This is a genomic window from Streptomyces sp. NPDC003943 (assembly GCF_053605265.1).
The window spans coordinates 15,589-37,404 of the sequence record NZ_JBSGIW010000003.1; the positions used below are offsets into that span (position 1 = coordinate 15,589).

At 73.5% G+C, this 21,816-nt stretch carries 23 protein-coding genes; 10 read left to right on the top strand and 13 right to left on the bottom strand.

The window, feature by feature from the left end; translation table 11 throughout:
- Window positions 1-108 precede the first annotated feature (108 nt).
- The 3 genes from ACWEV0_RS01995 to ACWEV0_RS02005 are packed head-to-tail and all read right to left on the bottom strand — an operon-like array spanning window position 109 to window position 2,827.
- The gene (locus ACWEV0_RS01995; protein ID WP_453145579.1) at window positions 109-981 is read right to left on the bottom strand and encodes an alpha/beta hydrolase; all 873 of its coding nucleotides are present in this window, start codon (window positions 979-981) and stop codon (window positions 109-111) included.
- The gene (locus ACWEV0_RS02000) at window positions 978-1,703 is read right to left on the bottom strand and encodes an SDR family NAD(P)-dependent oxidoreductase (RefSeq protein WP_453145581.1); all 726 of its coding nucleotides are present in this window, start codon (window positions 1,701-1,703) and stop codon (window positions 978-980) included. The genes ACWEV0_RS01995 and ACWEV0_RS02000 overlap by 4 nt, the downstream gene beginning before the upstream one ends.
- Window positions 1,700-2,827, bottom strand: a complete 1,128-nt coding sequence (locus ACWEV0_RS02005; RefSeq protein ID WP_453145582.1) for an LLM class flavin-dependent oxidoreductase — start codon at window positions 2,825-2,827, stop codon at window positions 1,700-1,702. The genes ACWEV0_RS02000 and ACWEV0_RS02005 overlap by 4 nt, the downstream gene beginning before the upstream one ends.
- A gap of 110 nt (window positions 2,828-2,937) precedes the next feature.
- On the opposite strand from ACWEV0_RS02005, the gene ACWEV0_RS02010 reads away from it, so the two are divergent.
- Window positions 2,938-3,552, top strand: coding sequence for a helix-turn-helix transcriptional regulator (locus ACWEV0_RS02010; RefSeq protein WP_453145584.1), 615 nt, complete (start codon window positions 2,938-2,940; stop codon window positions 3,550-3,552).
- Here the strand turns inward: ACWEV0_RS02010 and ACWEV0_RS02015 are convergent.
- Window positions 3,459-4,016 carry a flavin reductase family protein gene (locus ACWEV0_RS02015; RefSeq protein WP_453145585.1) on the bottom strand — a complete coding sequence of 186 codons (558 nt, stop codon included), beginning with the start codon at window positions 4,014-4,016 and terminating at the stop codon, window positions 3,459-3,461. The two genes, ACWEV0_RS02010 and ACWEV0_RS02015, sit on opposite strands and share 94 nt — an antisense overlap.
- Window positions 4,017-4,118: 102 nt before the next feature.
- Between ACWEV0_RS02015 and ACWEV0_RS02020 the strand changes: the two genes are divergently transcribed.
- Genes ACWEV0_RS02020 through ACWEV0_RS02030 form a run of 3 tightly spaced genes read left to right on the top strand, consistent with a single transcriptional unit; the run spans window position 4,119 to window position 5,374 of the window.
- On the top strand, window positions 4,119-4,367 hold the full coding sequence (locus ACWEV0_RS02020) for an acyl-CoA dehydrogenase family protein (RefSeq protein ID WP_453145587.1): 249 nt from the start codon (window positions 4,119-4,121) through the stop codon (window positions 4,365-4,367).
- 41 nt (window positions 4,368-4,408) lie between these two features.
- Entirely contained in the window at window positions 4,409-4,798 is a 390-nt protein-coding gene (locus tag ACWEV0_RS02025; protein WP_453145589.1) for a VOC family protein, read from the top strand.
- 51 nt (window positions 4,799-4,849) lie between these two features.
- Entirely contained in the window at window positions 4,850-5,374 is a 525-nt protein-coding gene (locus ACWEV0_RS02030; RefSeq protein ID WP_453145591.1) for a pyridoxamine 5'-phosphate oxidase family protein, read from the top strand.
- Here the strand turns inward: ACWEV0_RS02030 and ACWEV0_RS02035 are convergent.
- Genes ACWEV0_RS02035 through ACWEV0_RS02045 form a run of 3 tightly spaced genes read right to left on the bottom strand, consistent with a single transcriptional unit; the run spans window position 5,371 to window position 8,347 of the window.
- Window positions 5,371-6,354, bottom strand: a complete 984-nt coding sequence (locus tag ACWEV0_RS02035) for an acyl-CoA dehydrogenase family protein (protein ID WP_453145593.1) — start codon at window positions 6,352-6,354, stop codon at window positions 5,371-5,373. The genes ACWEV0_RS02030 and ACWEV0_RS02035 overlap by 4 nt on opposite strands.
- Window positions 6,354-7,508 (bottom strand): acyl-CoA dehydrogenase family protein, encoded by a 1,155-nt coding sequence (locus tag ACWEV0_RS02040; protein ID WP_453145595.1) that lies wholly within the window; start codon window positions 7,506-7,508, stop codon window positions 6,354-6,356. Before ACWEV0_RS02040 ends, ACWEV0_RS02035 begins: the two co-directional genes overlap by 1 nt.
- On the bottom strand, window positions 7,508-8,347 hold the full coding sequence (locus tag ACWEV0_RS02045) for an enoyl-CoA hydratase (protein WP_453145597.1): 840 nt from the start codon (window positions 8,345-8,347) through the stop codon (window positions 7,508-7,510). Before ACWEV0_RS02045 ends, ACWEV0_RS02040 begins: the two co-directional genes overlap by 1 nt.
- Before the next feature lie 46 nt (window positions 8,348-8,393).
- Here ACWEV0_RS02045 and ACWEV0_RS02050 point away from each other — a divergent pair, with 46 nt between their 5' ends.
- From ACWEV0_RS02050 to ACWEV0_RS02065, 4 genes are read left to right on the top strand one after another with little or no spacing between them, the layout of a single operon-like run.
- Window positions 8,394-9,551: an acyl-CoA dehydrogenase family protein gene (locus ACWEV0_RS02050; RefSeq protein WP_453145598.1), complete on the top strand. Its 1,158-nt coding sequence runs from the start codon at window positions 8,394-8,396 to the stop codon at window positions 9,549-9,551.
- On the top strand, window positions 9,548-10,342 hold the full coding sequence (locus tag ACWEV0_RS02055; RefSeq protein WP_453145600.1) for an SDR family oxidoreductase: 795 nt from the start codon (window positions 9,548-9,550) through the stop codon (window positions 10,340-10,342). Before ACWEV0_RS02050 ends, ACWEV0_RS02055 begins: the two co-directional genes overlap by 4 nt.
- 15 nt (window positions 10,343-10,357) lie before the next feature.
- Window positions 10,358-10,993, top strand: a complete 636-nt coding sequence (locus tag ACWEV0_RS02060; RefSeq protein ID WP_453145602.1) for a TetR/AcrR family transcriptional regulator — start codon at window positions 10,358-10,360, stop codon at window positions 10,991-10,993.
- Between the two features lie 28 nt (window positions 10,994-11,021).
- A complete protein-coding gene (locus ACWEV0_RS02065) occupies window positions 11,022-12,179 on the top strand; it encodes an acetyl-CoA C-acetyltransferase (protein ID WP_453145604.1) in 1,158 nt (385 codons plus the stop codon).
- Between the two features lie 125 nt (window positions 12,180-12,304).
- Here ACWEV0_RS02065 and ACWEV0_RS02070 read toward each other — a convergent pair whose 3' ends face one another.
- The 5 genes from ACWEV0_RS02070 to ACWEV0_RS02090 all read right to left on the bottom strand — a co-directional run bounded on the left by ACWEV0_RS02070 (window position 12,305) and on the right by ACWEV0_RS02090 (window position 16,683).
- Entirely contained in the window at window positions 12,305-13,219 is a 915-nt protein-coding gene (locus ACWEV0_RS02070; protein ID WP_453145606.1) for a tyrosine-protein phosphatase, read from the bottom strand.
- Between the two features lie 11 nt (window positions 13,220-13,230).
- Window positions 13,231-14,277: an NAD(P)H-dependent flavin oxidoreductase gene (locus tag ACWEV0_RS02075; protein ID WP_453145769.1), complete on the bottom strand. Its 1,047-nt coding sequence runs from the start codon at window positions 14,275-14,277 to the stop codon at window positions 13,231-13,233.
- Between the two features lie 77 nt (window positions 14,278-14,354).
- Window positions 14,355-15,071: a CoA-transferase subunit beta gene (locus ACWEV0_RS02080; RefSeq protein ID WP_453145607.1), complete on the bottom strand. Its 717-nt coding sequence runs from the start codon at window positions 15,069-15,071 to the stop codon at window positions 14,355-14,357.
- Window positions 15,068-15,934, bottom strand: coding sequence for a CoA transferase subunit A (locus ACWEV0_RS02085; protein WP_453145608.1), 867 nt, complete (start codon window positions 15,932-15,934; stop codon window positions 15,068-15,070). The genes ACWEV0_RS02080 and ACWEV0_RS02085 overlap by 4 nt, the downstream gene beginning before the upstream one ends.
- Window positions 15,931-16,683, bottom strand: a complete 753-nt coding sequence (locus tag ACWEV0_RS02090; RefSeq protein WP_453145610.1) for an enoyl-CoA hydratase family protein — start codon at window positions 16,681-16,683, stop codon at window positions 15,931-15,933. The genes ACWEV0_RS02085 and ACWEV0_RS02090 overlap by 4 nt, the downstream gene beginning before the upstream one ends.
- Window positions 16,684-16,746: 63 nt before the next feature.
- Between ACWEV0_RS02090 and ACWEV0_RS02095 the strand changes: the two genes are divergently transcribed.
- Complete coding sequence (locus tag ACWEV0_RS02095; RefSeq protein WP_453145612.1) at window positions 16,747-17,571, top strand: SDR family oxidoreductase; 825 nt, start codon at window positions 16,747-16,749, stop codon at window positions 17,569-17,571.
- Window positions 17,558-18,448, top strand: coding sequence for an SDR family oxidoreductase (locus tag ACWEV0_RS02100; protein WP_453145613.1), 891 nt, complete (start codon window positions 17,558-17,560; stop codon window positions 18,446-18,448). The genes ACWEV0_RS02095 and ACWEV0_RS02100 overlap by 14 nt, the downstream gene beginning before the upstream one ends.
- A gap of 48 nt (window positions 18,449-18,496) precedes the next feature.
- Here ACWEV0_RS02100 and ACWEV0_RS02105 read toward each other — a convergent pair whose 3' ends face one another.
- Complete coding sequence (locus ACWEV0_RS02105) at window positions 18,497-21,514, bottom strand: trypsin-like peptidase domain-containing protein (protein WP_453145615.1); 3,018 nt, start codon at window positions 21,512-21,514, stop codon at window positions 18,497-18,499.
- Between the last annotated feature and the right edge of the window lie 302 nt (window positions 21,515-21,816).

Consider the following 21,816-nt stretch of genomic DNA (forward strand, 5'->3'; position numbering starts at 1 on the left):
TCGGGCGGGCCCCCACCAAGACGTCCCGTACAACGACGTACGGAACTGAGCGCGGCGCTTGCCCCACTGTCCCCGACCTGGACGACTGGGCGAGCGCCGGTGCGCGTTTCAGACGAGGGACGTCAGCCAGGCCGCCGCCGCGTCCAGGGCCGCGTCCGCCTCCGGCAGTACGCCGAGCCCGCCCAGGAAGCCGTGGAACATGCCCGTGTGGAGCTGGACGTGGGCCGGGACGCCGGACGTCGAGAGGCGGCGGGCGTAGGCGAGGCCCTCGTCGCGCAGGGGGTCGCAGTCGGCGAGGACGATCAGGGTCGGCGGCAGGCCGGAGACGTCGTCCGCCAGGCCGGGGGAGGCCGCGACCGGGTCGCCGTCGGGCCCCAGGTACTGCTGCCAGTACCAGCGCGTATGGGCCGTGGTGTGGAAGAAGCCCTCCGCGTACGTGTCGGCCGACCCGCCGTCCAGGCGGTGGTCCAGGACCGGGTAGACGAGCAGCTGGCCCGCGAGGGCCGGGCCGTGGTGGTCGCGGGCGCGCAGGGCGCAGGCCGCGGCCAGGTTGCCGCCGGAGGAGTCGCCGGCCAGGACCAGCGGCCGGCCGGGATACTTCGCCGCCGCCCACTCCAGGGCCGTCCAGACGTCGTCCTCGGCCGCCGGGAAACGGTGCTCGGGAGCCCGGCGGTAGCCGACCGAGACGACCGTCGCGCCGGTACGGGCGGCCAGCGCCCGGCACAGCCGGTCGTGGGTGTCGAGGTCGCACAGGACCCAGCCGCCGCCGTGCGCGAAGATGACGACCGGGCCGGCCTCGCCCTCGTATACACGGACGGGGACATCCTTCGCGTACGTGTCGGTGGCATCGGGCGGGACCTCTCCCAGGTGCGCCCGCGCCGCCGCCCGCAGTGCCGCCGCGCCCGCCTCGGGGCGCGGGAAGCCCGCCGACATCGCGTCGCACAGGGCCCGGGCCGCGGGAGTGAGCGGATCCGTCGTCATGCGGTGAGCCCTCCGTCCACCGTGAACTCCGCGCCCGTCACGTACGAGGCCGCGTCCGACAGCAGGAAGGCGACGAGCTCCCCGACCTCCTGCGGCCGGCCCATCCGGCCCAGCGGCACGTGCGACCAGTCCTTGTCCGCGACCGCCGCCGTCATGGGCGTGTCGACGGCGCCCGGATGGACCGTGTTGACGCGGATGCCGTACGGCGCGAGGTCCCGGGCGGCCGAGCGGCTCAGCCCGCGCAGCCCGAACTTGCCCGCCCCGTAAGCCGCGTGGCCCGGGACGCCGACGAGCCCTGCCGTCGACGACACGTTCACGACCGAGCCCCCGCCCGCCTCGCGCAGTACCGGCAGCACCGCCTGCATGCCGAGGAACGGCCCCAGGAGGTTGACCCGCAGCAGGAGTTCGAAGTTCTCGTACGTCTCCGACCCGACCGGCGCGGTCCGCCACAGAGCCGCGTTGTTGACCAGGCCGTCGAGGCGTCCGTACGAGGCGAGGGCCGTGTCCACGACCGTCGTCCAGCCTTCCGGAGACGTCACGTCGTGCCGTACGAACACGCCCTGGTCCGCGCCGAGTTCGGCCGCGACCGCCCGGCCCTCCTCCTCCCGTACGTCGGTGAGGACGACCCGCGCCCCGGCCGCCGCCAGGAGCCGCGCCTCCGCGGCTCCCTGGCCCCGGGCCGCGCCGGTGACGACGACGGTCTTCCCGTCGAGGGCGCTCACGCGGTCGCCTCGCGGGCGCGGAAGTGCGGGATGACCTTCTCGCCCCACTGCCGGATGGTCTCCAGGCACACCTCCTGCGGCACCGTGCCCATCTGGATGAGGCACATCACCTCGTCGACCCCGGTCTCCCGCAGCCGCTCCACGTACGCGACGGCCGTGTCGGCGTCCCCGTAGGCGTGGTCGGCGTTGTACGTGCCGGTGTCGACCGGGCGGGCCGGGATGTTCGCCTCGTGCAGCCGGGCCACCAGCTCCTCCCGCTCCCGGGCGAGCGCGGCGACGTGGTCCTCGTCCTCGGCGTAGCCGGTGGGCGCGGGCGCGTTGCCGTACCAGTGCGCGATGGACTCGGCGAAGAAGCGCTGGCCGCGGGTGCCGAGCCGGAGCGCGCGGGCCGCGTCGTCCAGGACGATCGTCGGGCAGAGCGCCGAGAAGTGGTCGTTGACCTCGGTCGAGACGAGCCGGGAGCCGTCGCGCACGGCGATGGCCTCGTCGTACACCTTGCGCATCGCGCGCACGTCGTCGGCGCCCGCGAAGCCCATCACCAGCGCGCCGATGCCGAGTTCGGCGGCCAGCTTGAGGGTGTCGTGCTTGGAGCAGGCCATGAAGAGCGGCGGGTGCGGGTCCTGCACGGGCCGGGGCAGGATCGCGCCGGGGCCGATGTCGAGCGAGCCGTGCCACTCGAAGTCCGGCTCGCGCCAGGCGGCGGAGAAGATCCGCAGCGCCTCCTCCATCTGCGGATACGTGTCGTCGGGGCGCACCCCGAACATGCGCATCTCCTGCTTGGTCGCCCCGCGCCCGGCCCCGATGTCGACCCGGCCGCCGGACAGCACGTCGAGCATGGCGGCCCGCTCGGCGACCCGGACCGGGTGCTGGTAGCCGAAGGGCATGGTGACCACGCCGTGGCCGATGCGGATGTGCTTCGTCCGGGCGGCGACCCAGGTCAGGAAGATCTCGGACGCGCTCATGTGGGCGTACTGGGTGAGGGAGTGGTGCTCGACCGCCCAGATCCGGTCGAAGCCCATCTCCTCGGCGAGAACGGCCTGTTCGACGCAGTCGTGGATGACCTGGCGTTCGCGCTCGGGGGTGGGGTCGACGAGCTGGGCCTCGAAGATCATCGAGAACTTCATGCTGAGCTCTCCTTCGCTCCGGGTTCTTCGAACCCTGGGAAGCTATTTCGAATAGGAATACTTCTAGCAGGCATACATAGACCCTGGAAGGGGGTCGTAGACTTCGGTCCGTGGCGGACGACAAGACAGAGGAACCGGTGGAGCTGCCCGGGCTCCCGGCGACCAGCTGGGCGGTGCTCGGGCTGCTCTCCTTCGGGCGGGAGCTGTCCGGCTACGACCTGAAGAAGTGGTCGGACTGGTCGCTGCGCTTCTTCTACTGGAGCCCGTCGTTCAGCCAGATCTACGGCGAGCTCAAGCGCCTGGAGAAGGCCGGCTACGCCACCTCGCGGCTCGTCGCGCCCGAGGTCGGCACGCGGGACAAGCGGGTCTACCGCATCACCGACGAGGGCCTGGCCGCCGTGCGCACCTGGGCCCGCACCGCGCCGCTCGACCCGCCGGTGCTCAAGCACGGGCCGATGCTGCGGCTCTGGCTCGGCCACCTCCTCGAACCCGAGCAGATGCGCGAGATCCTCGCCGGGCACCGGGAGTTCGCCGAGACCATGCGGCAGCGCGCCGAGGCGGACGTCGAGGGCGCCAAGGCGGACGAGGCGTGGGCGTACCCGACGCTCACCCTGAAGTGGGCCGAGCGGTACTACGCCTCCGAGCGCGACCTCGCCGACGCCATGCTCGCCGACATCGAGGAGCTGGAGTCGGAGCGGGAGCGGCGGCGCGGCAAGCGCCCGTAACCGCGCCGGAAGTAGAGCAGGGGGCCGGCGCCGGAGCGGTGCGCGGTCAGAGCCGTGACCCGTCCGAGGGTGATGGCGTGGTCGCCGCCGTCCAGGACGTCGTCGAGCGCGCACTCGACCGTCGCGAGCGCGCCGTCGAGCAGCGGGGCGCCGTTGCCGCCCGGCCGCCAGGCCGTGCCCGCGAACTTGTCGCCGCCCGTCACCGCGAACCGCCGGCACAACTCCTCCTGGTCGGCGGCGAGGGCGTTGACCGCGAAGGCGCCGGCCGCCCGGATGCGCGGCCAGGTCGTCGAGGTGTGCGCCGGACAGAAGCAGACGAGTGGCGGGTCGAGCGAGACGGACGAGAAGGACTGCACGGCCATGCCGACGGGCTGTCCGTCGGGTGTGACGGCCGTGATCACGGCGACGCCTGTGCAGTGGCCGGCCAGGGCGTTCTTGATGTCGCCGATGTCGATGGGTTCCATGGGAAGACCTCCCGAGAATGTTCCTACTAGGTATATGCCTAACCGAAACGCCTGTGATTGGATACCGGCCACGCCCGTACGTCAAGTAGGGAGGAAGCTTCCTTGCAAGGCCGTACACCCCCTCACCGGGCAGCCCAACAGCTGCCGCTGCTCGCGGCGGCCGCACGGTCCGCCGCCTCGGAGGCGTACCGGCGGGCGGCGTCCGAGATGGTCCAGCTCCACGGCGGCATCGGTATCACCTGGGAGCACCCGGCCCACGACCACCTCAAACGCGCCCACGCCGCCGCCTGTCTGCTCGGCGCCCCCGCCGCGCACCGGGGCCGCATCGCCGCCGGAATCGGCCTGGCCTAAACGGATGGTCAGGGGCGCCGCAGGTGGGCGAACATGACCGCATGACCTCTCTCGTGCGACACGTCACCATCGACTGCTCCGACGCCTACGCCCTGGCCTCCTTCTGGGCCCAGGTGCTCGACGGCCGCCTCGCCGACGACGACAACCCCGGCGACCCCGAGGCGACCGTCGACTCGGCCGGCGCGTGCCTGCTCTTCGTCCGGGTGCCCGACAAGAAGTCGGTCAAGAACCGCGTCCACCTCGACCTCCAGCCGCAGGACCGCACGCGGGACGAGGAGGTCGAGCGGGTGATCGGACTCGGCGCGAGCCTCGTCGACGACCGGCGCCGGCCGGACGGCACGGGGTGGGCCACCATGGCCGACCCCGAGGGGAACGAGTTCTGCATCGAGCGCAGCAAGGCCGAGCGCGCGGCGACCGAGCGTGCGGAGTAGTCCGGAGTAATCCAGACAGAAGGCGTCGGGTTTCCGGTGTTCCCTGGAGGCATGGGAGACAACGGAAACACCCCGACCGCCGGCTGGGCGGCCTTCGAGGCCGCCGAACCCGATCTCGCGGCCACCGTCCGCGAGCGCTTCGGCCAGTACACCCACCACGCCCTCGCCACCCTCCGCAGGGACGGCTCGCCGCGGCTGAGCGGGATCGAGGCGGAGTTCCGGGACGGTGAGCTGTGGCTCGGCATGATGCCGAACTCGCTCAAGGCCCGGGATGTGCGCCGCGACCCGCGCTTCTCGCTGCTCGCCAACCCGGGCGAGGGCACGGGCATGGGCGGCGGCGACGTCCGCGTCTCCGGGCGCGCGGTCGAGGTCACGGACCCGCGGACCCTGGACTGGTACGCGAAGGTGGCCGGCGCGCCGCAGCCCTTCCACCTCTTCCGGGTCGAACTGACGGAGGTCGTGCGGACCTCGGTGGAGGGCGAGGAGATCGTCTTCCGGACGTGGGCGCCGGGACGGGCGGTGCGCACGCTCCGGCGTGGGAACGACGACTCCCCGACCCGGGAGGATGCCGTCTAGCGGTCCGTCAGCACCCGGGCCCGGCACCAGGACGGACTGCCCCAGGCGTCCCTCAGGGGCCGGGCCCTGCGCAGCCAGAGGGAGAGGTCGAGCTCCTCGGTGTAGCCGATCGCGCCGTGGACCTGGAGGGCGGTGGCGGCGGCCGCGTGGGCGGCCTCGCCGGCCGTCACCTTCGCCGCCGCGAGATCGCCGCTCTCGAAGGTGAGCGCCGCTCCGAAGAGCAGCGGCCGGGCGAACTCCAGGCCGATCAGGGTGTCCGCGAGCCGGTGCTTGACCGCCTGGAACGAGCCGATCGGCACTCCGAACTGGGTGCGCTGCCTCGCGTACGCCACCGTTCGGTCGAGCAGCGCGAGCCCGAGCCCGAGGGACTGCGCCGCCGTCGCGAGCAGCGCCCACTCCCGTGCCCGCCCGGCCGCCGCGACGACCTCCGGCCCGGCCGCGAGCAGCTCCCCGCCGGGCGCCGGCCGGGCGAGCCGCCGTACCGGATCGGCCGAGACCCGGACCTCCTCGTGCCCGGGCGCGATCCGCAGCTCCTCGCCCCGGACGGCGAGCACGAGATCGGCGGCGTCCGCGTCCAGGGCGTACGGCGATGCGCCGTCGAGCGCCAGCGTCGCCACCGTCCCGCCCGTCACGAGCCCTGGCAGCAGCCGTTTCGCCGGTCCCGGCTCGCCCCGTTCGGCGAGCTCCGCGAGCAGCGCCGTCGCCGCGACCGTCTCCACGACCGGCCCCGGGACGGCGTGGCGGCCCAACTCGACGAAGGCGTGGGCGAGTTCGACGGGAAGCGGTCCCATCCCCTCGTACGCCTCGGGCGCGGCGAGCGCGAACACGCCCGCCTCGCCGAGCCGGGCCCACAGCGCCCGCCCGGGCCCGGGATCGCCCGCGGCCCAGGCACGTATCGCCGTCGGGGTGCCGGCGGCGGTCAGCATCGCGTCGAGCGAGCGCGCGAAGTCGCGCTGTTCGTCGGTCGGCAGGAAACGCATCAGCGGCGGCCCTTCGGGAGGCCGAGCAGGCGCTCGGCGATGATGTCGCGCTGGATCTCGTTGGTGCCGGCGTAGATCGGCCCGGCGAGCGAGAAGACATGGCCCTCGGCCCACTCGCCGTCCGACAGCTCGCCCTCCGCGCCCAGCAGGTCGAGTGCCGTCTCGTGCAGGGCGATGTCGTACGTCGACCAGAACACCTTGTTGAGGCTCGACTCGGCGCCGACGGTCGCCCCCGCCGCGAAGCGCGAGGCTCCGGCCGCGGTGAACAGCTGGTACGCCCGCGCGCCGATCACCGCGTCCGCGACCCGGTCGCGCAGCGCCGTGTCGGCCGGGTCCGCCCGGTCCCGCCACAGCCGTACGAGACGGTCGGCGGCGGCCAGGAAGCGGCCGGGGGAGCGGAGGGTGAGCCCGCGCTCGTTGCCGGTGGTGGACATGGCGATCCGCCAGCCCTGGCCGGGCTCGCCGATCACGTCCTCGTCCGGCACGAACACCTCGTCCAGGAACAGCTCGGCGAAGGCCGGCTTGCCGTCGAGCCGCCCGATCGGCCGCACGGTCACGCCCGGCGCCCGCAGGTCGAACATCAGGTACGTCAGGCCCCGGTGCGGCCGGCCCTCCGACGCCGGGCCCGGGTCGGTGCGGAAGATCCCGAAGGCCCGGTCGGCGAACGCCGCCCGCGACGACCAGGTCTTCTGCCCGGAGAGCAGCCAGCCGCCCGCCGTCCGCACCGCCCGCGAGCTGAGCGAGGCCAGGTCGGACCCGGCCTCCGGCTCCGACCACGCCTGCGCCCAGACCGTCTCGCCGGTCGCCATGGACGGCAGGATCCGGACCCGCTGCTCCTCGGTGGCGTGGTCGAAGAGGGTGGGGGCGAGCAGGTTGATGCCGTTCTGCGAGACCCGGCCGGGCGCCCCCGCCGCGTAGTACTCCTCCTCGAAGGCCAGCCAGCGGAAGATGTCGGCGCCCCGGCCGCCGTACCGCTCCGGCCAGGAGACCACCGACCAGCGGTCGGCGGCGAGTTCGGCCTCCCAGGCGCGGTGGGCGGCGAAGCCCTCCGCCGTCTCCAGGGACGGCAGCGGCTCGGCGGGCACATGGGCGCGCAGCCAGGCCCGGGCCTCGGCCCGGAACTCCTCCTCGGCGCTCGAACAGGCCAGATCCATCAGCGCGCCGCCTCCTTCATCCCCGCGACGTCCATCCCGCCGAGGGAGTCCGCCGCCGTCTCCGCGTTGTGCGCGTGGGCCAGGTGGTGCAGGCCGAAGACCGAGTCGAGGCCGGAGTGCAGGCCCTGGAGGTCCTCGGCCTGGTTCACCGCGCGCTTGGTCAGCGCGAGCCCGAACTGCGGCATCTCCGCGACGCGCAGCGCCAGCCGCTCGGTGGTGGCGTCCAGTTCGTGGCGCGGCACGACCCGGTTGACCATGCCGAGCTCGTACGCCCGCCCGGCCGGCATCCGGTCGCCGGTGTAGAGGAACTCCTTGGCGATCCGCGGCGGCATCACCCACGGGTGCGCGAAGTACTCGACGCCCGGGATCCCCATCCGCACCACCGGGTCGGCGAAGAAGGCGTCCTCGCTGGCCACGATCAGGTCGCAGACCCAGGCGAGCATCAGGCCGCCCGCCACACAGGCCCCCTGGACCGAGGCGATCACCGGCTTCGGCAGCTCGCGCCAGCGCCGGCACATGCCCAGGTACACCTCCGACTCGCGGGCGAAGCGCGACTCGCCGCCGCGCCGCTCCGAGTGGTCCCACCACAGCCCGGCGCGCCGCTCGAACGGCAGGTGCGCGTCGCGCTCGGGGGTGCCGATGTCGTGCCCGGCGGAGAAGTGGTCGCCCGCCCCGGCGAGCACCACGACCTTCACCCCGGGGTCCTCGGCGGCCCGGTAGAAGGCGGCGTCGAGGGCGTAGGTCATGGCCGAGTTCTGGGCGTTGCGATAGCGGGGGCGGTTCATCGTCACGTACACGACCGGGCCGCGCCGCTCGTACAGGACAGGGGTGCCAGACAATGTCTCATCCTTCCCTAACAAGTGTTTGGTAGGTTACCGTGCAGCCATGAGCAGCGCCATGAGCAGCGTCGAGGAGTTCCGCACCGAGATACGCGACTGGCTGAAGGTCCGGCTCGGCGGGGAGTTCGCCGCGCTGAAGGGCCTCGGCGGCCCCGGCCGGGAGCACGAGGCCTTCGCCGAACGGCTCGCCTGGGAACGGCACATGGCCGCCCACGGCTGGACCTGCGTCGGCTGGCCGAAGGAGTACGGCGGGCGCGGCGCGAGCATCGAGGAGCAGATCGCCTTCCACGAGGAGTACGCCCTCGCCGACGCCCCCGCCCGGGTCAACCACATCGGCGAACAGCTCCTCGGCCCCACCCTCATCGACCACGGCACCGAGCAGCAGAAAGCCCGCTTCCTGCCCGCCATCAGGGCCGTCGAGGAGCTGTGGTGCCAGGGCTACAGCGAACCCGGCGCCGGCTCCGACCTCGCCGCCGTGCGCACCCGGGCCGTACGGGAGGGCGACGAGTGGGTCGTGCACGGCCAGAAGATCTGGACCTCGCTCGCCCACGAGTCCCAGTGGTGCTTCGTCCTCGCCCGGACGGAGTCACGCGCCCCCGGCGCCCGACCGCACGCCGGGCTCTCCTACCTCCTCGTCCCGCTCGACCAGCCCGGCGTCGAGATCCGGCCGATCACCCAGCTCACCGGCACCAGCGAGTTCAACGAGGTCTTCTTCGACGGCGCCCGCACCCCGGCCGGCCACGTCGTCGGCGCCCCCGGCGACGGCTGGCGGATCGCCATGGCCACCCTCGGCTACGAGCGCGGCGTCTCCACCCTCGGCCAGCAGGTCGGCTTCCGCCGCGAGTTCGAGGCGCTCCTCGACCTCGCCCGCGCCAACGGCGCCGCCGCCGACCCGCTGATCCGCGACCGGCTCGTCCGCGCCTGGATCGGCCTGCGCACCATGCGCGCCAACGCCCGGTACGGCGCCGACCCCTCCATGGCCAAGCTCTACTGGTCCCACTGGCACCGCGACCTCGGCGAACTCGCCATGGACGTCCGCGGCGCCGCCGGCACCCTCGCCGCCGGAGCGCCGTACGAACTCGACGACTGGCAGCGCCTGTTCCTGTTCTCCCGCGCCGACACCATCTACGCCGGGTCGAGCGAGATCCAGCGGAACATCATCGCCGAGCGGGTGCTCGGCCTCCCGAAGGAGCCCCGCGCATGAGCCCCCGTACCCCGCCGCCGCCCTACGTCGCAGGCCACGGCCTGCTCGCCGGGCGCACCGCCCTCGTCACCGCCGCCGCCGGCGCCGGCATCGGCGGCGCCACCGCCCGCCGCCTCCTGGAGGAGGGCGCCCGCGTGCTGATCAGCGACGCCCACGCCCGCCGCCTCAAGGAGACCGAGACCGCGCTCGCCGCCGAGTTCGGCGCCGGCAAGGTCGCCGCCCTGCCCTGCGACGTCACCGACGAGAGCCAGGTCCAGGCCCTGTACGACACGGCCGTACGGCTCCACGGCGGCCTCGACGTCCTCGTCCACAACGCCGGCCTCGGCGGCACCGCCGAGCTCGCCGACATGACCGACGAACAGTGGCACCGGGTCGTCGACGTCACCCTGAACGGCACCTTCCGCTGCACCCGCGCCGCGCTGCGCCACTTCCGCGACACCGGCCGCAAGGGCGTCATCGTCAACAACGCGTCCGTCATCGGCTGGCGCGCCCAGGCAGGCCAGGCCCACTACGCCGCCGCCAAGGCCGGCGTCATGGCCCTCACCCGCTGCGCCGCGGTCGAGGCCGCCGCCCTCGGCGTCCGCGTCAACGCCGTCGCGCCCTCCCTCGCCATGCACCCGCACCTGGTCAAGGTCACCTCGGCCGAGCTGCTCGACGAGCTGACCGCGCGCGAGGCGTTCGGGCGGTACGCCGAGCCGTGGGAGGTCGCCAACGTCATCGTCTTCCTGGCCAGCGACTACTCCTCCTACATGACCGGCGAGACGGTCTCCGTCAGCAGCCGGCACCCGTAGGACAACAATGGACGCGTGCCAACGACCAAGCCTTCCCCCAAGAACCCGAAGAAGAAGCCCCAGGTGACCGCCTCGCCCGAGCGGCGCCGCGAGCTGCTCGGCATCGCCGCCGAGGTGTTCGCCGCCCAGGGGTACAACGCCACCACCGTCCGCAAGATCGCCGACGAGGCGGGCATGCTCGCCGGCAGCCTCTACTACCACTTCGATTCCAAGGAATCGATGCTCGACGAGATCCTCTCGACCTTCCTGAACGAGCTCTGGGACGGGTACGACACCGTGCTCGCCGCCGGACTCGGCCCCCGGGAGACCATCGAGGCCCTCGTCACCGAGTCCTTCCGGGAGATCGACCGGCACCGCGCCGCCGTCGCCATCTACCAGAAGGAGTCCCGCCACCTCGCCGACCAGCCGCGCTTCCACTACCTCGCCGACTCGCAGGTGAAGTTCGAGAAGGCGTGGCTCGGCACCCTGGAGCGCGGGGTCGAAAGCGGCGCCTTCCGCGCCGACCTCGACATCCGGCTCACCTACCGCTTCGTGCGCGACACCGTCTGGGTCGCCGCGAGCTGGTACCGCCCGGGCGGCCGGCACAGCCCGGAGGAGATCGCCCGCCAGTACCTGTCGATGGTGCTCGACGGGATCGCCGTACGCACGTAACCCGTTTCGATCCTCAGGAGGAACAGTCATGGCCGAGGCATACATCGTCGACGCGGTCCGCACCCCGGTGGGCCGCCGCAAGGGCGGGCTCGGCGCCGTCCATCCGGCGGACCTCGGCGCCCACGTCCTGAAGGCCCTCGTCGCGCGCACCGGCATCGACCCGGCCGCCGTCGAGGACGTGGTCTTCGGCTGCCTCGACACCGTCGGGCCGCAGGCCGGCGACATCGCCCGCACCTGCTGGCTCGCCGCCGGCCTGCCCGAGGAGGTCCCCGGCGTCACCGTCGACCGCCAGTGCGGCTCCTCCCAGCAGGCCGTCCACTTCGCCGCCCAGGGCGTGCTCTCCGGCACCCAGGACCTGGTGGTCGCGGGCGGCACCCAGAACATGACGATGATCCCGATCGCCTTCGCCTCCCGGCAGGCCGCCGAGCCGCTCGGCCTCACCCAGGGCCCGTACGCCGGTTCCGAGGGCTGGCGCGCCCGGTACGGCGACGCGCCGGTCAACCAGTTCCACGGCGCCGAGCTGATCGCCGCCAAGTGGGGCATCACCCGGCGCGACCAGGAGGAGTTCGCGCTGCGCTCGCACCAGCGCGCGCTGCGCGCGATCGACGAGGGCCGCTTCGCCCGCGAGACCGTGGCCTACGGGGACGTGACGGTCGACGAGGGCCCGCGCCGCGACACCAGCCTGGAGAAGATGGCGGGCCTCAAGACGGTCGTCGAGGGCGGCACGATCACCGCCGCCTGCTCCTCCCAGGTCTCGGACGGCGCGGCCGCGATGCTGATCGCGAGCGAGCGCGCGGTGCGCGAGCACGGGCTCACGCCCCGGGCCCGTATCCACCACCTGTCGGTGCGCGGCGAGGACCCGATCCGGATGCTGTCCGCGCCGATACCGGCGACCGCGTACGCCCTGAAGAAGACCGGCATGACCATCGACGGCATCGACCTCGTCGAGATCAACGAGGCCTTCGCCCCGGTCGTCCTCGCCTGGCTCAAGGAGACCGGCGCCGACCCGGAGCGCGTCAACGTCAACGGCGGCGCCATCGCCCTCGGCCACCCGCTGGGCGCGACCGGCGTGAAGCTGATGACGACACTGCTGCACGAACTGGAGCGCACGGGCGGCCGCTACGGGCTGCAGACGATGTGCGAGGGCGGTGGCCAGGCGAACGTGACGGTCATCGAGCGGCTCTGACCACGAGGTCGCAGCACCCCCACCGTCCGGCCGGAGGCCGGCGCAGGCGTTGTCGAGCGGCTCTGAGCAACGGCGGTGGCCCGCACCCCGGGCGGGGTGCGGGCCGTCTGCTTGTACGGGGACGGTCAGGCCACCAGGCGGTCCCGGAGACCGGCCATGGTGCGCAGGTCCAGGCCGAGGCCGTCGGTGAGATACCGGAAGAGGCCGCCGTAGCGGGCGCGGACCTCGTCGAGGGCCGCGTCCAGGTACTCCTGGCGGACCTCCTGGAGCGGGACGATCAGGTCCGGGTTCTGCATCGTGCCGCTCTGCCGGAGGCCCTCGCGCACCCGGGCGTCGTAGGCGGCACGGAAGGTGTTGGAGGCCAGGTAGTCGTCCGTGGCGACGGGCTCGGGCACGCCGAGCAGCTGGAGCAGCAGCCAGCTCTCCCAGCCGGTGCGGTCCTTGCCCGAGGTGCAGTGGTAGAGGACCGGGGCGGCGCCGGGCGCGGCGAGTTCGCGGAGGGTCGTGCCGAGGCGCTCGCGGTTGGCGGCGCTGGTGACGAAGGTGCGGTACACCTCCGTCATGAAGGCCGCGGCCCGGCCGCCGCCGAGCATCTCCTCCTGCCGGACCGGGTCGCGCGAACCGATGGCGGCGAGCAGCTGCCCGTACAGACCGTTGTCCGTGACGGACCTGGAGACCCCGGCGACGCCGGCCGGCAGCCGGTCGGCCCCGTCGTACTGCACCTCCAGCGGGATCCGGAAGTCGATCACCCGGCCGAGACCGAGGCCGGCGACGGTGGTCACGTCGGCGTCGGTCAGCTTGCCCAGGTGGTCGCCGCGGTAGACGAGCCCGTACCGGACCCGCTTGCCGTCGTACGTGCCGTAACCGCCCAGGTCACGGACGTTGACCGCGCCCTGGAGCGGGATCTGGCGGATCCCGCTCGTGGTCGCGCGGACCCGTGGCCGGGCGAGGCCGGGCGGGGCGGCGACCGCGAGGAGCGCGGTGGCGCCGGCGGTGCTCAGCAGTGCGCGTCTCGACAGTGCGTGGCTGGCCAGAGACATGGCTGACTCCCTCACGAGGATGGAAGGGTACGGAGCACGTGCGCGGCCTCGGACATGATCCGGGTGACGAGTTCCGCGCAGCTGGGCAGGTCCTCGATCACCCCCGCGACCTGTCCGGAGGCCATGACGCCGAGGTCGGTGCGGCCCTCGACCATGGCGGCCTTCAGGAGCATCGGCGTGTTCGCGGCGAGCAGGACCTGGCTCCAGGACAGGTCCTTGCCGTGGCGCATCGCGAGGCCGTCGCGGACCATCGCCGTCCAGGACATCCCGCTGAGCCTGCGGAAGCCCGCGGCCCGGCGCACCGCCTGCGCCAACGCCCTCACCGGGCCCGCCTTCTCGAGCGCGGCGACCATCTCGGTGCGCAGCATCCGGTGCGGCAGGCCGTCGACGGCGGTGGTGACGGTGACGTCCCGGACCGTCGCGGCCAGGTACCTCGCCTTGACCGCGTCGGGCACGGTCGAGTCGGAGGTGAGGAGGAAGCGGGTGCCCATCGCGACGCCCGCCGCCCCGTAGGCGAGCGCGGCGACCAGGCCGCGCCCGTCGTGGAAGCCGCCGGCCGCGATCACCGGGATGCCGACGGCGTCCACCACCTGCGGCAGGAGCACGGTCGTCGCCACCTCGCCGGTGTGCCCGCCGCCCTCGGCGCCCTGTACGACCACCGCGTCCGCGCCCCACGCGGCGACCTTCTCGGCGTGCCGGCGCGCCCCGATGGACGGGATGACGACGACACCGGCGTCCTTGAGCTCGGCGATCAGCTCGCGGGAGGGCGCGAGGGCGAAGGAGGCGACCCGGACGCCCTCGTCGACGATGATCCGGACCCGCTCGCGCGCGTCGCCCGCGTCGGCGCGCAGATTGACCCCGAACGGCTGGTCGGTGCGGGACTTCACCTCCCGTACCGCGGACCGCAGTTCGTCGACGGTCATGGTCGCGGAGGCGAGGATGCCGAGCGCGCCGGCGTTGGCGGTGGCGGAGACGAGCCGGGGCCCGGCGACCCAGCCCATGCCGGTCTGGACGAGGGGGTGGCGGACGCCGACGAGCTTGGTGAGCGCGGTCTCCATGCCGGGGGTGGCGTCCATGCGGGCGGTGTCCGAGCCGGGTGTGTCCGTGCCGGCGGTGTCCGTGCCGGGGGTTTCCATCAGGACCTGACCTCGCGCTCGCGCACCCCGGCCGGGTCGATGACCTCGCGGATGAGCCGGAGCTCCTCGGCGCTCGGCTCACGCGTCGCGGGCACGTCGGCCTCGATCACGAGCTCGAAGCCGGTGGCCGCCCGTACGTCGTCGACGCTCACGCCCGGGTGCACGGAGGCGAGCCGCATCCGGTGGTCCGGCGTCGCGAAGTCGAGCACGGCGAGGTCGGTGACGACGCGGGGGAGGCGGTGGTACGGGCCGGTGGCGTGGTCGTAGCCGACGCCGCTGATCATGTCGACGCGCTCGACGAACACCCGGGGCGAGTGCCTGGGGATCCAGTAACTCACCGGATTGTTCAGGGTGTTGACGGGTGCGCCGCGCACGCCGAGGAGCTGGCGGGCGGGCCGCTCCCAGTCGCCGATGCAGGAGATGTTCTGGTTGCCGTAGCGGTCGATCTGGCTGGCGCCCATCATCACGTGCCGCTTTCCGCCCGTGACCATGGTCAGGTGCCGGCGGTACGGCAGCCAGCCCTCGGGCCGCCCGTCGAGGCCGACCAGCATCGCCTCGCCGTCGGTGAGGAGCAGGTCGGGGGAGAAGGTCCGCTTGGCGAGGCGGGCGCCGAGGGCGGGGATCAGGCCCATGGGGCTGGCGAGCACCTCGCCGTCGCCGCGCCATGCCTCGGCGCAGGCGATCACGCAGTACTCGGCCCGGGTGACGGCCGTCATCGTGAGTCGTCCTTTCGCTCGTCGTGCCAGGCGCGCACGGCGGCCTGGTAGTCGTCCTCGCTCTTGCCGGACAGGAAGCGTTCGGCGAACTCGGGCCAGGGGGTGGTCGCGTAGAGCTTCTGGAAGGGCTCGTCGCGGTCGTGGTCGGGGACGCAGGAGGTGAAGTGGGCGCCGTTCGGGGTCTCGACGACGCCGGTGACGCTGTGCCGGGAGACGAGCAGGCTCTGCGGCACGGTGTCCGGGCCGAAGCCGGTCTCGTCGTCGACGAGGCGTTCGCAGGAGACGTACGCGGTGTCGGCGGCCTCGCAGAAGAGGTCGTCGAAGTACGGGTCGGGGCCGAGGTACTGGGCGTTGCCGAGGCGGTCGGCGCGGTTGAGGTGGACGAGGGCGGCGTCCATGCGGAGCGCGGGCACGGCGACGAACTCCTCGCCGTCCTCGTACGGGGAGGTGACCGTCCGCAGGCCCGGGTTGACCCGCATGACGTCGGAGCCGAGGCCGGCCCGCACCGGCAGGAAGGGCAGCCGGTTGGCGGCCGCGTGCAGGCCCCACATGAACATGGCCTCGTCGAGCTCGGTGAGCTCGAAGGCGGCGCGCTCGCGGGCGGCCCGGAAGTGCGGTTCGAGGGGGATGGAGTCGAGGGTCGCGAAGGGTGTGACGAGGCGTCGGAGACGGCCGGCGGCGGCGAGCAGGCCCACGTCGGGGCCGCCGTACGAGATCACGGTGAGATCGGTGATCTCGGACCGGAGCAGCGCTCTGACCAGGGCCATCGGCTTGCGCCTGGAGCCCCAGCCGCCGATGCCGATCGTCATCCCGGAGCGGAGGCGCGCCACCACGTCCTCGGGCGTCATGGTCTTGTCGGTCACCGGTCCCCACCGTCCCTTCCGAAGGAGTCGCGGACCCGGTCGGCGATGCCGCTGAGGTTGGCCTCGAAGGTGAAGCCCTGCTCGTAGCGGTAGCTGCGGCGCACGTCGACCGGGTCGATGCCGTTGATGGCTGCCTTGGCGAGCCGGATGAGGGTGCCGTCCTTGGCCGCGATCTCGGCCGCCAACTCCAGAGCCGCCGAGTGGAGTTCCTCGCGAGGCACCACCTTCCACACCGAGCCGTGGGCGTGCAGCTCCTGCGCGGTGGCGGTGCGCGAGGTGTAGTACAGGGCGCGCATCAGGTGCTGCGGCACGAGCCGGGCGAGATGGGTGGCGGCGCCGAGCGCGCCCCGGTCGAGTTCGGGGAGGCCGAAGACGGCGTCGTCGGAGGCGACGATCGCGTCCGCGTTGCCGACGAGCCCGATGCCCCCGCCCAGGCAGAAGCCGCCGACCGCGGCGACGACCGGCACCTCGCAGTCGTAGACCGCTGCGAACGCCTCCGCGCAGCCGTGGTTGACGGCGACGAGCGAGCCGTGACCGGGGTCGCGCTGGAGCTCCTTGATGTCGACGCCCGCGTTGAAGCCGCGGCCCGCGGCGGCGAGCACGACGCAGCGGATCTCCGGGTCGCGCCCGGCGGCGCGGACGGCGTCGGCCAGCTCGTACCAGCCGCGCACGGGAAGGGCGTTGACGGGCGGGAAGTCGACGGTGACGAGTGCGATGCCCTTGTCCGGGCGTGAGGTGGAGACACCCATGAGCGGATCAGCTACCTTTCCACCAAACGTTTGTTAGGTGCAGTGGGAGGAAGGTAGCAGCCGATGGAGCTGGACGGGAGGGTCGCCGTCGTCACCGGCGGAACCCGCGGGATCGGCGCGGGCATCGCCCGGGCCTTTCTGCGGGCCGGGGCCGAGGTCGTCGTCTGCGCCCGCAGACCCCCGGACGAGCCGGTCGCGGACGGCGGTCGCGAGGCCGCGTTCCACGCGCTCGACCTGCGGCGATCCGAGGAGGTGGCGGACTTCTTCGCGGGGGTCGCCGAGCGGTACGGGCGGCTCGACACCCTCGTCAACAACGCGGGCGGGACCCCGTACCGGCTCCTCGGCGAAGGGCGTGGCGAACAGCACGCGCGGATCGTCGAGCTGAACCTCACCGCCCCGCTGGGCGTCTCCCTCGCCGCCTACGGGCTGCTGCGCGCCGCCCGCGGTTCGGTCGTCATGATCGGCAGCGTCAGCGGCACCCGCCCCTCGCCCGGCACCGCCGCCTACGGCGCCGCCAAGGCGGGCCTGGAGAACCTGGCCCGCTCCATGGCCGTCGAATGGGCCCCGGAGGTCAGGGTCAACACCCTGGTCCTCGGCATGGTCCGCACCGAACTGTCCCACCTGCACTACGGCGACGCGGACGGCATCGCCTCCGTCGGCCGCACCGTGCCGCTCGGCCGGCTCGCCGAACCGTCCGACATCGGCGAGGCCGCGGTCTTCCTCGCCTCCGACCGCGCCGCCTACGTCTCCGGGGCCTCGCTGCTCGTGCACGGCGGCGGGGAACGCCCCGCCTTCCTGGATGCCGCAACCGTCAACAAGTCGACCGCCGACAAGCCGACCGCCGACAAGCCGACCGCCGACAAGGAGAGCCGAGATGGGTCTGTGTGACGAACGAGTGGTGATCGTGACCGGTGCCGGACGGGGTCTGGGGCGCGCCCACGCCCTGGCCTTCGCCGCCGAGGGCGCCAGGGTCGTCGTCAACGACCTCGGCGTCGGCCTCGACGGACGGCCCGACGAGGACAGCCCGGCCGCCCGGGTCGTCGAGGAGATCCGGGCGGCCGGGGGAGAGGCCGTCGCCCACGGCGGCGACATCGCCACCGAGGAGGGCGCCGCCTCCCTCGTCCGGACCGCCCTGGAGACGTACGGCCGGCTCGACACCCTCGTCAACAACGCCGGTTTCCTGCGCGACCGGATGCTCGTCAACCTCGGCGAGGACGACTTCGACGCCGTGCTGCGGGTCCATGTGAAGGGCCACTTCCTGCCGCTGAGGCACGCCGCCGGGCACTGGCGCACCGAGGCGAAGGCGGGCCGCCCGGTCGCCGCCCGGGTCGTCAACACCACCTCCGGCGCCGGGCTGCTCGGCAGCGTCGGGCAGGGCAACTACGCCGCGGCCAAGGCCGGGATCGTCGGCCTCACGCTGGTCGCGGCGGCCGAGATGGGGCGGTACGGCGTCCAGGTCAACGCCATCGCGCCCGCCGCCCGGACCAGGATGACCGAGCAGACCTTCGCCGGGCTCGCCGCGCTGCCGGAGGACGTCTCGCCGCTGGTCGTCTGGCTCGGCTCGGCCGCCTCCGCCGGGGTGACCGGGCGGGTCTTCGAGGCGGAGGGCGGCCGGCTCACCGTCATGGAGGGCTGGCGCCCCGGCCCCACCGCCGACAAGGGTGCCCGCTGGACCCCGGCGGAGGCAGGCGAGGCCGCGCTCAAGCTGCTCGCGGAGGCGGAGCCGCCGCAGCCCGTCTACGGCTCCGGCGGCGCCGACGGGTGAGGCGGCGCGCGGCCCCGCGCTCTGGTCACCGCCCTCCCGGCCCTGCTCCTACCGCTTGTCGCCGCAGCAGCCCGCACCGCCACCGCAGTTGCCGCCTCCGCTGCCGCCCCCGCCCTCGTGCGGGCGCGGTCGCGGGTGGCCCTGGTCGTCGTGAGGGTGGTGCGGGTTGTGCGGGTGGTCGTCGCAGGGGTGCTGGGGCGGGCGGGTGAGGCAGCGGCACAGGGTGCGCAGCAGGCCGCGCAGGCAGTCGCAGGGGTCGCCGCCACCCGGGGACAACGGGGTGCCCGGGACGAGGACCGGCGGGCGGTCGGGCTGGGAGACGATGACCCCGGGGGCGCCCGGGGTGCCGGCGACCCAGGTGACGGGGACGGTGTAGCTCCCGTCGCCGTTGTCCCGCACCGGCCCGGTGAGCGTGGTGCCGGGGGCGGGGCTGACCGGGAGGGCGTCGGAGCGGCCGGGGCCGAGCTGGTTCCCGTACCGGTCGCGGGGCACGAGGGTGAGCGTGCCGCCGTCGGGGCCGCCGGCGACCGTGACGCCGGTCCGGCCGGGGTCCACGGAGACGTCGACGTGGACCGTCCACTGCGCCTCGCGGCTGGACGCGCAGCCCTCCCCGTACACCGCCCGTGCGTGGAACGTGTAGTTGCCCTCCATGGTGAGCAGTTCGGGCAGCGGGTTGCCGAACAGGCCGGCCGCTTCGAAGGCGCCGTCCGTGTGCGCCGCGTCGTCGAAGAGCGGGAAGGTGTCGGTCGCGTACGAGAACAGCGGCTTCCCGGCTGCCTTCTCCAGCGCCCGCAGCGTCGCCTGGCGCGGTGGGATCGTGTCGCCGCCGACGCTCGCCGGGGCGCCGAGGCCCGCCTGGGCGAGCAGGTTGCCCGCGCCCGTCGTGGGCCGGGTGACCGTGACGTCGACGCGGCCGCCGGGCGGGCTGCCGCCCTCCCCGTAGTGCAGGAACACCTTCGGGTTGACGACGTCGCCGGTGTAGAGGCGCACCGGCCCCCGCACCGGGTCAAGGCGCGGCCCGCCCGAGGCCACCACCTGCACGAAGTACCGCAGGTCCACGCCCGGCGGCGGGATCTCGCCGCCGCCCGGCCGGTACACCTGTACGGTCCACTGGCCGTCGCGCTGCTGCCCGTACGGCAGCGGCACCCGGACGAAGCACCAGGTCAGGCCGGAGGTGGCCGAGGCGGAGACGTAGTCGCCGGCCGGGGTGCGCAGCGCGATCAGGAGATCGCCCTCCGGGTTGTCCCAGCCGACGATCACGGTCAGCGCCTCCTCCCCGCACACATGGAACGGGATCGGGTCGCTGCGCCGGATCGCGGCCGGCATGTCGGCCTCGGGGTCCATCAGCGCGCCCGCCTCGAAGATGTTGCCGAAGGCGAGTCCGAAGAACTTCTTCAGCGCGAGCCCGTTCCCCGCCCGCGTGTAGAGCCCGTCGTGGTCCTGCGTGAGCCGGGTGAGCAGCGCCCCGTCGAGACTGGTCTCGGTGCCGAAGCCGACCGCGTTGACGCCGATGCCGGCCAGGGAGCCCTCCACGTCGGCGATCATCGGCGGTGTGTTCTGCAGGCCGTCGGTGAGCAGCAGGACCGAGCGCGGATTGGTCCCGGGCGCCGGGAACTGGTCGCGCGCCGCCCCGAGTCCGCCGCCGATCGTCGTCGCCCCGCCCGGCGCGAGCCCGCCGACCACGCCGCCCGTGAAGGGCGCCGGGCCGGTGAGCGTGTTCTTGGTGGCGTCGGTGACCGGGGCGAGGGCGAAGTCCACGGGCGAGCTCGCGGTGGTGGAGAACGACACCAGACCGAGCCGGTTCCCGGTCCCCGCGCGCACCAGTCGCACGAACAGCGAGGCCGCGTCCCTGGCCTCCTCGATCTTGGTGCGGTCGCGGCCGGTTCCGGACTTCTCCTGCATGCTGCCGGAGCGGTCGACGACCACCATCACGTCGCGGTTCACCTGCGGCCCCGGCGGGTTGGCGAGCCGGCCCAGCATGCTGGACGTCGGGTAGTAGTGCAGCAGACAGGCTCCGCCGTTGGAGAGGATGCCGACGATCCTTCCGGAGGAGTCGAAGAGCCCGGAGCCCGAACTGCCGCCCGACACGTCGAAGTCGACGTCGAGGGCGCGCGTCGAGCTCGCCAGGACCCCGCCGAACGAGGCGTGCGGCGGTGACAGCTTCTTCACCGCCCCGTTGGGGTGGTGCACGCCGAAGACGGACTCGCCGACGCCGGGCCGGTCCGGGCGGATCTGGACCGGCGTGATGCCGAGGCCCGCCGCCGGCACCTTCAGCTGCAGCAGGCAGTAGTCCACCCCGGTGCTCGGGTCGTAGGTGTGCCCGAGCACCTTCACGACCTTGTGGAAGCGCGCCGCGTACCCCGGCGGGCGGTTGCCCGCGCAGTCCGTCGCGTAGTCGAAGGTGACCGAGGCCGAGGCGGCCTCGGCCGCGACGTCCTCCAGGCAGTGACCGGCCGTCAGCACCACGTTCGGCTCGACCAGGGTCACCGAGCACGTCGACACCTCGGCCCCGATCATGAGGATCATCCCGACGCTCTTCGCGACCCGGGCGCGCACGTCCGCCGCGGGCGTCGCGCACGCCGCGTTCTCCCAGTTCGGCGGCGTGTGGCAGAACCAGAACGGGTCGTACTTCGGCTCCGTGTAGACCGCCTCGCCCAGGAACGGGTCGCTGTTGGAGAACGCCGTCGGGTCCTGCTTGCCCGCGTGCCGTTCCCCCCGGGCGTACCGGTCGATCGTCGCGCCGCCCGTGGTCGCGCCGTCCGTCACGTAACGGATCGGCACCCGGCCCGCCGGGAACGCGTACACGTTCACCGGGCGGCTCCAGAACTCCGGGCCGTCGGAGGACGTGAACACGTCCTTCCCGTAGCCGAGATCGACCTCCAGCCGGTTGTTCGCCGGCAGGCTCACGCCGCTGAAGTGCAGCACGACCAGCTTGGTGCCGGAGGGCGCGGGCACCCATGGGAAGTCGTAAGCCCAGGTGCCCGGCGAGGTCGGCGGGGCGCCCGACGCGGGCCCGACGGTGACGGGGGGCGACAGCGTCTGCACCGTACCGGTGATGTGCGACATGGCCTCTCCTGAGGTGGTGGCGGCTGCCCGCCGGTTGCCAAGAGCGGACACGACGAAACGTACCCGGGCAGCTACTCTACGTAATCATGCCTGGTGGGGGCGTGAAGGCGCACGAGAAGCACCCGCGGGAGCACGCCACGCCGCTTTCCCGGCCAGTGGGAACGCGCGCTCCCCCCGCACCACCACCCCGGCCTACCGTCGGCGCCCACCCGTGGGTCGACGGGCTCCGGGCGCCCCATCGGCCCCGCGATGGCCTTCGCCCGGGCGGCCGTCGACGCCATGGCGCGTGCCGACGACAGGGG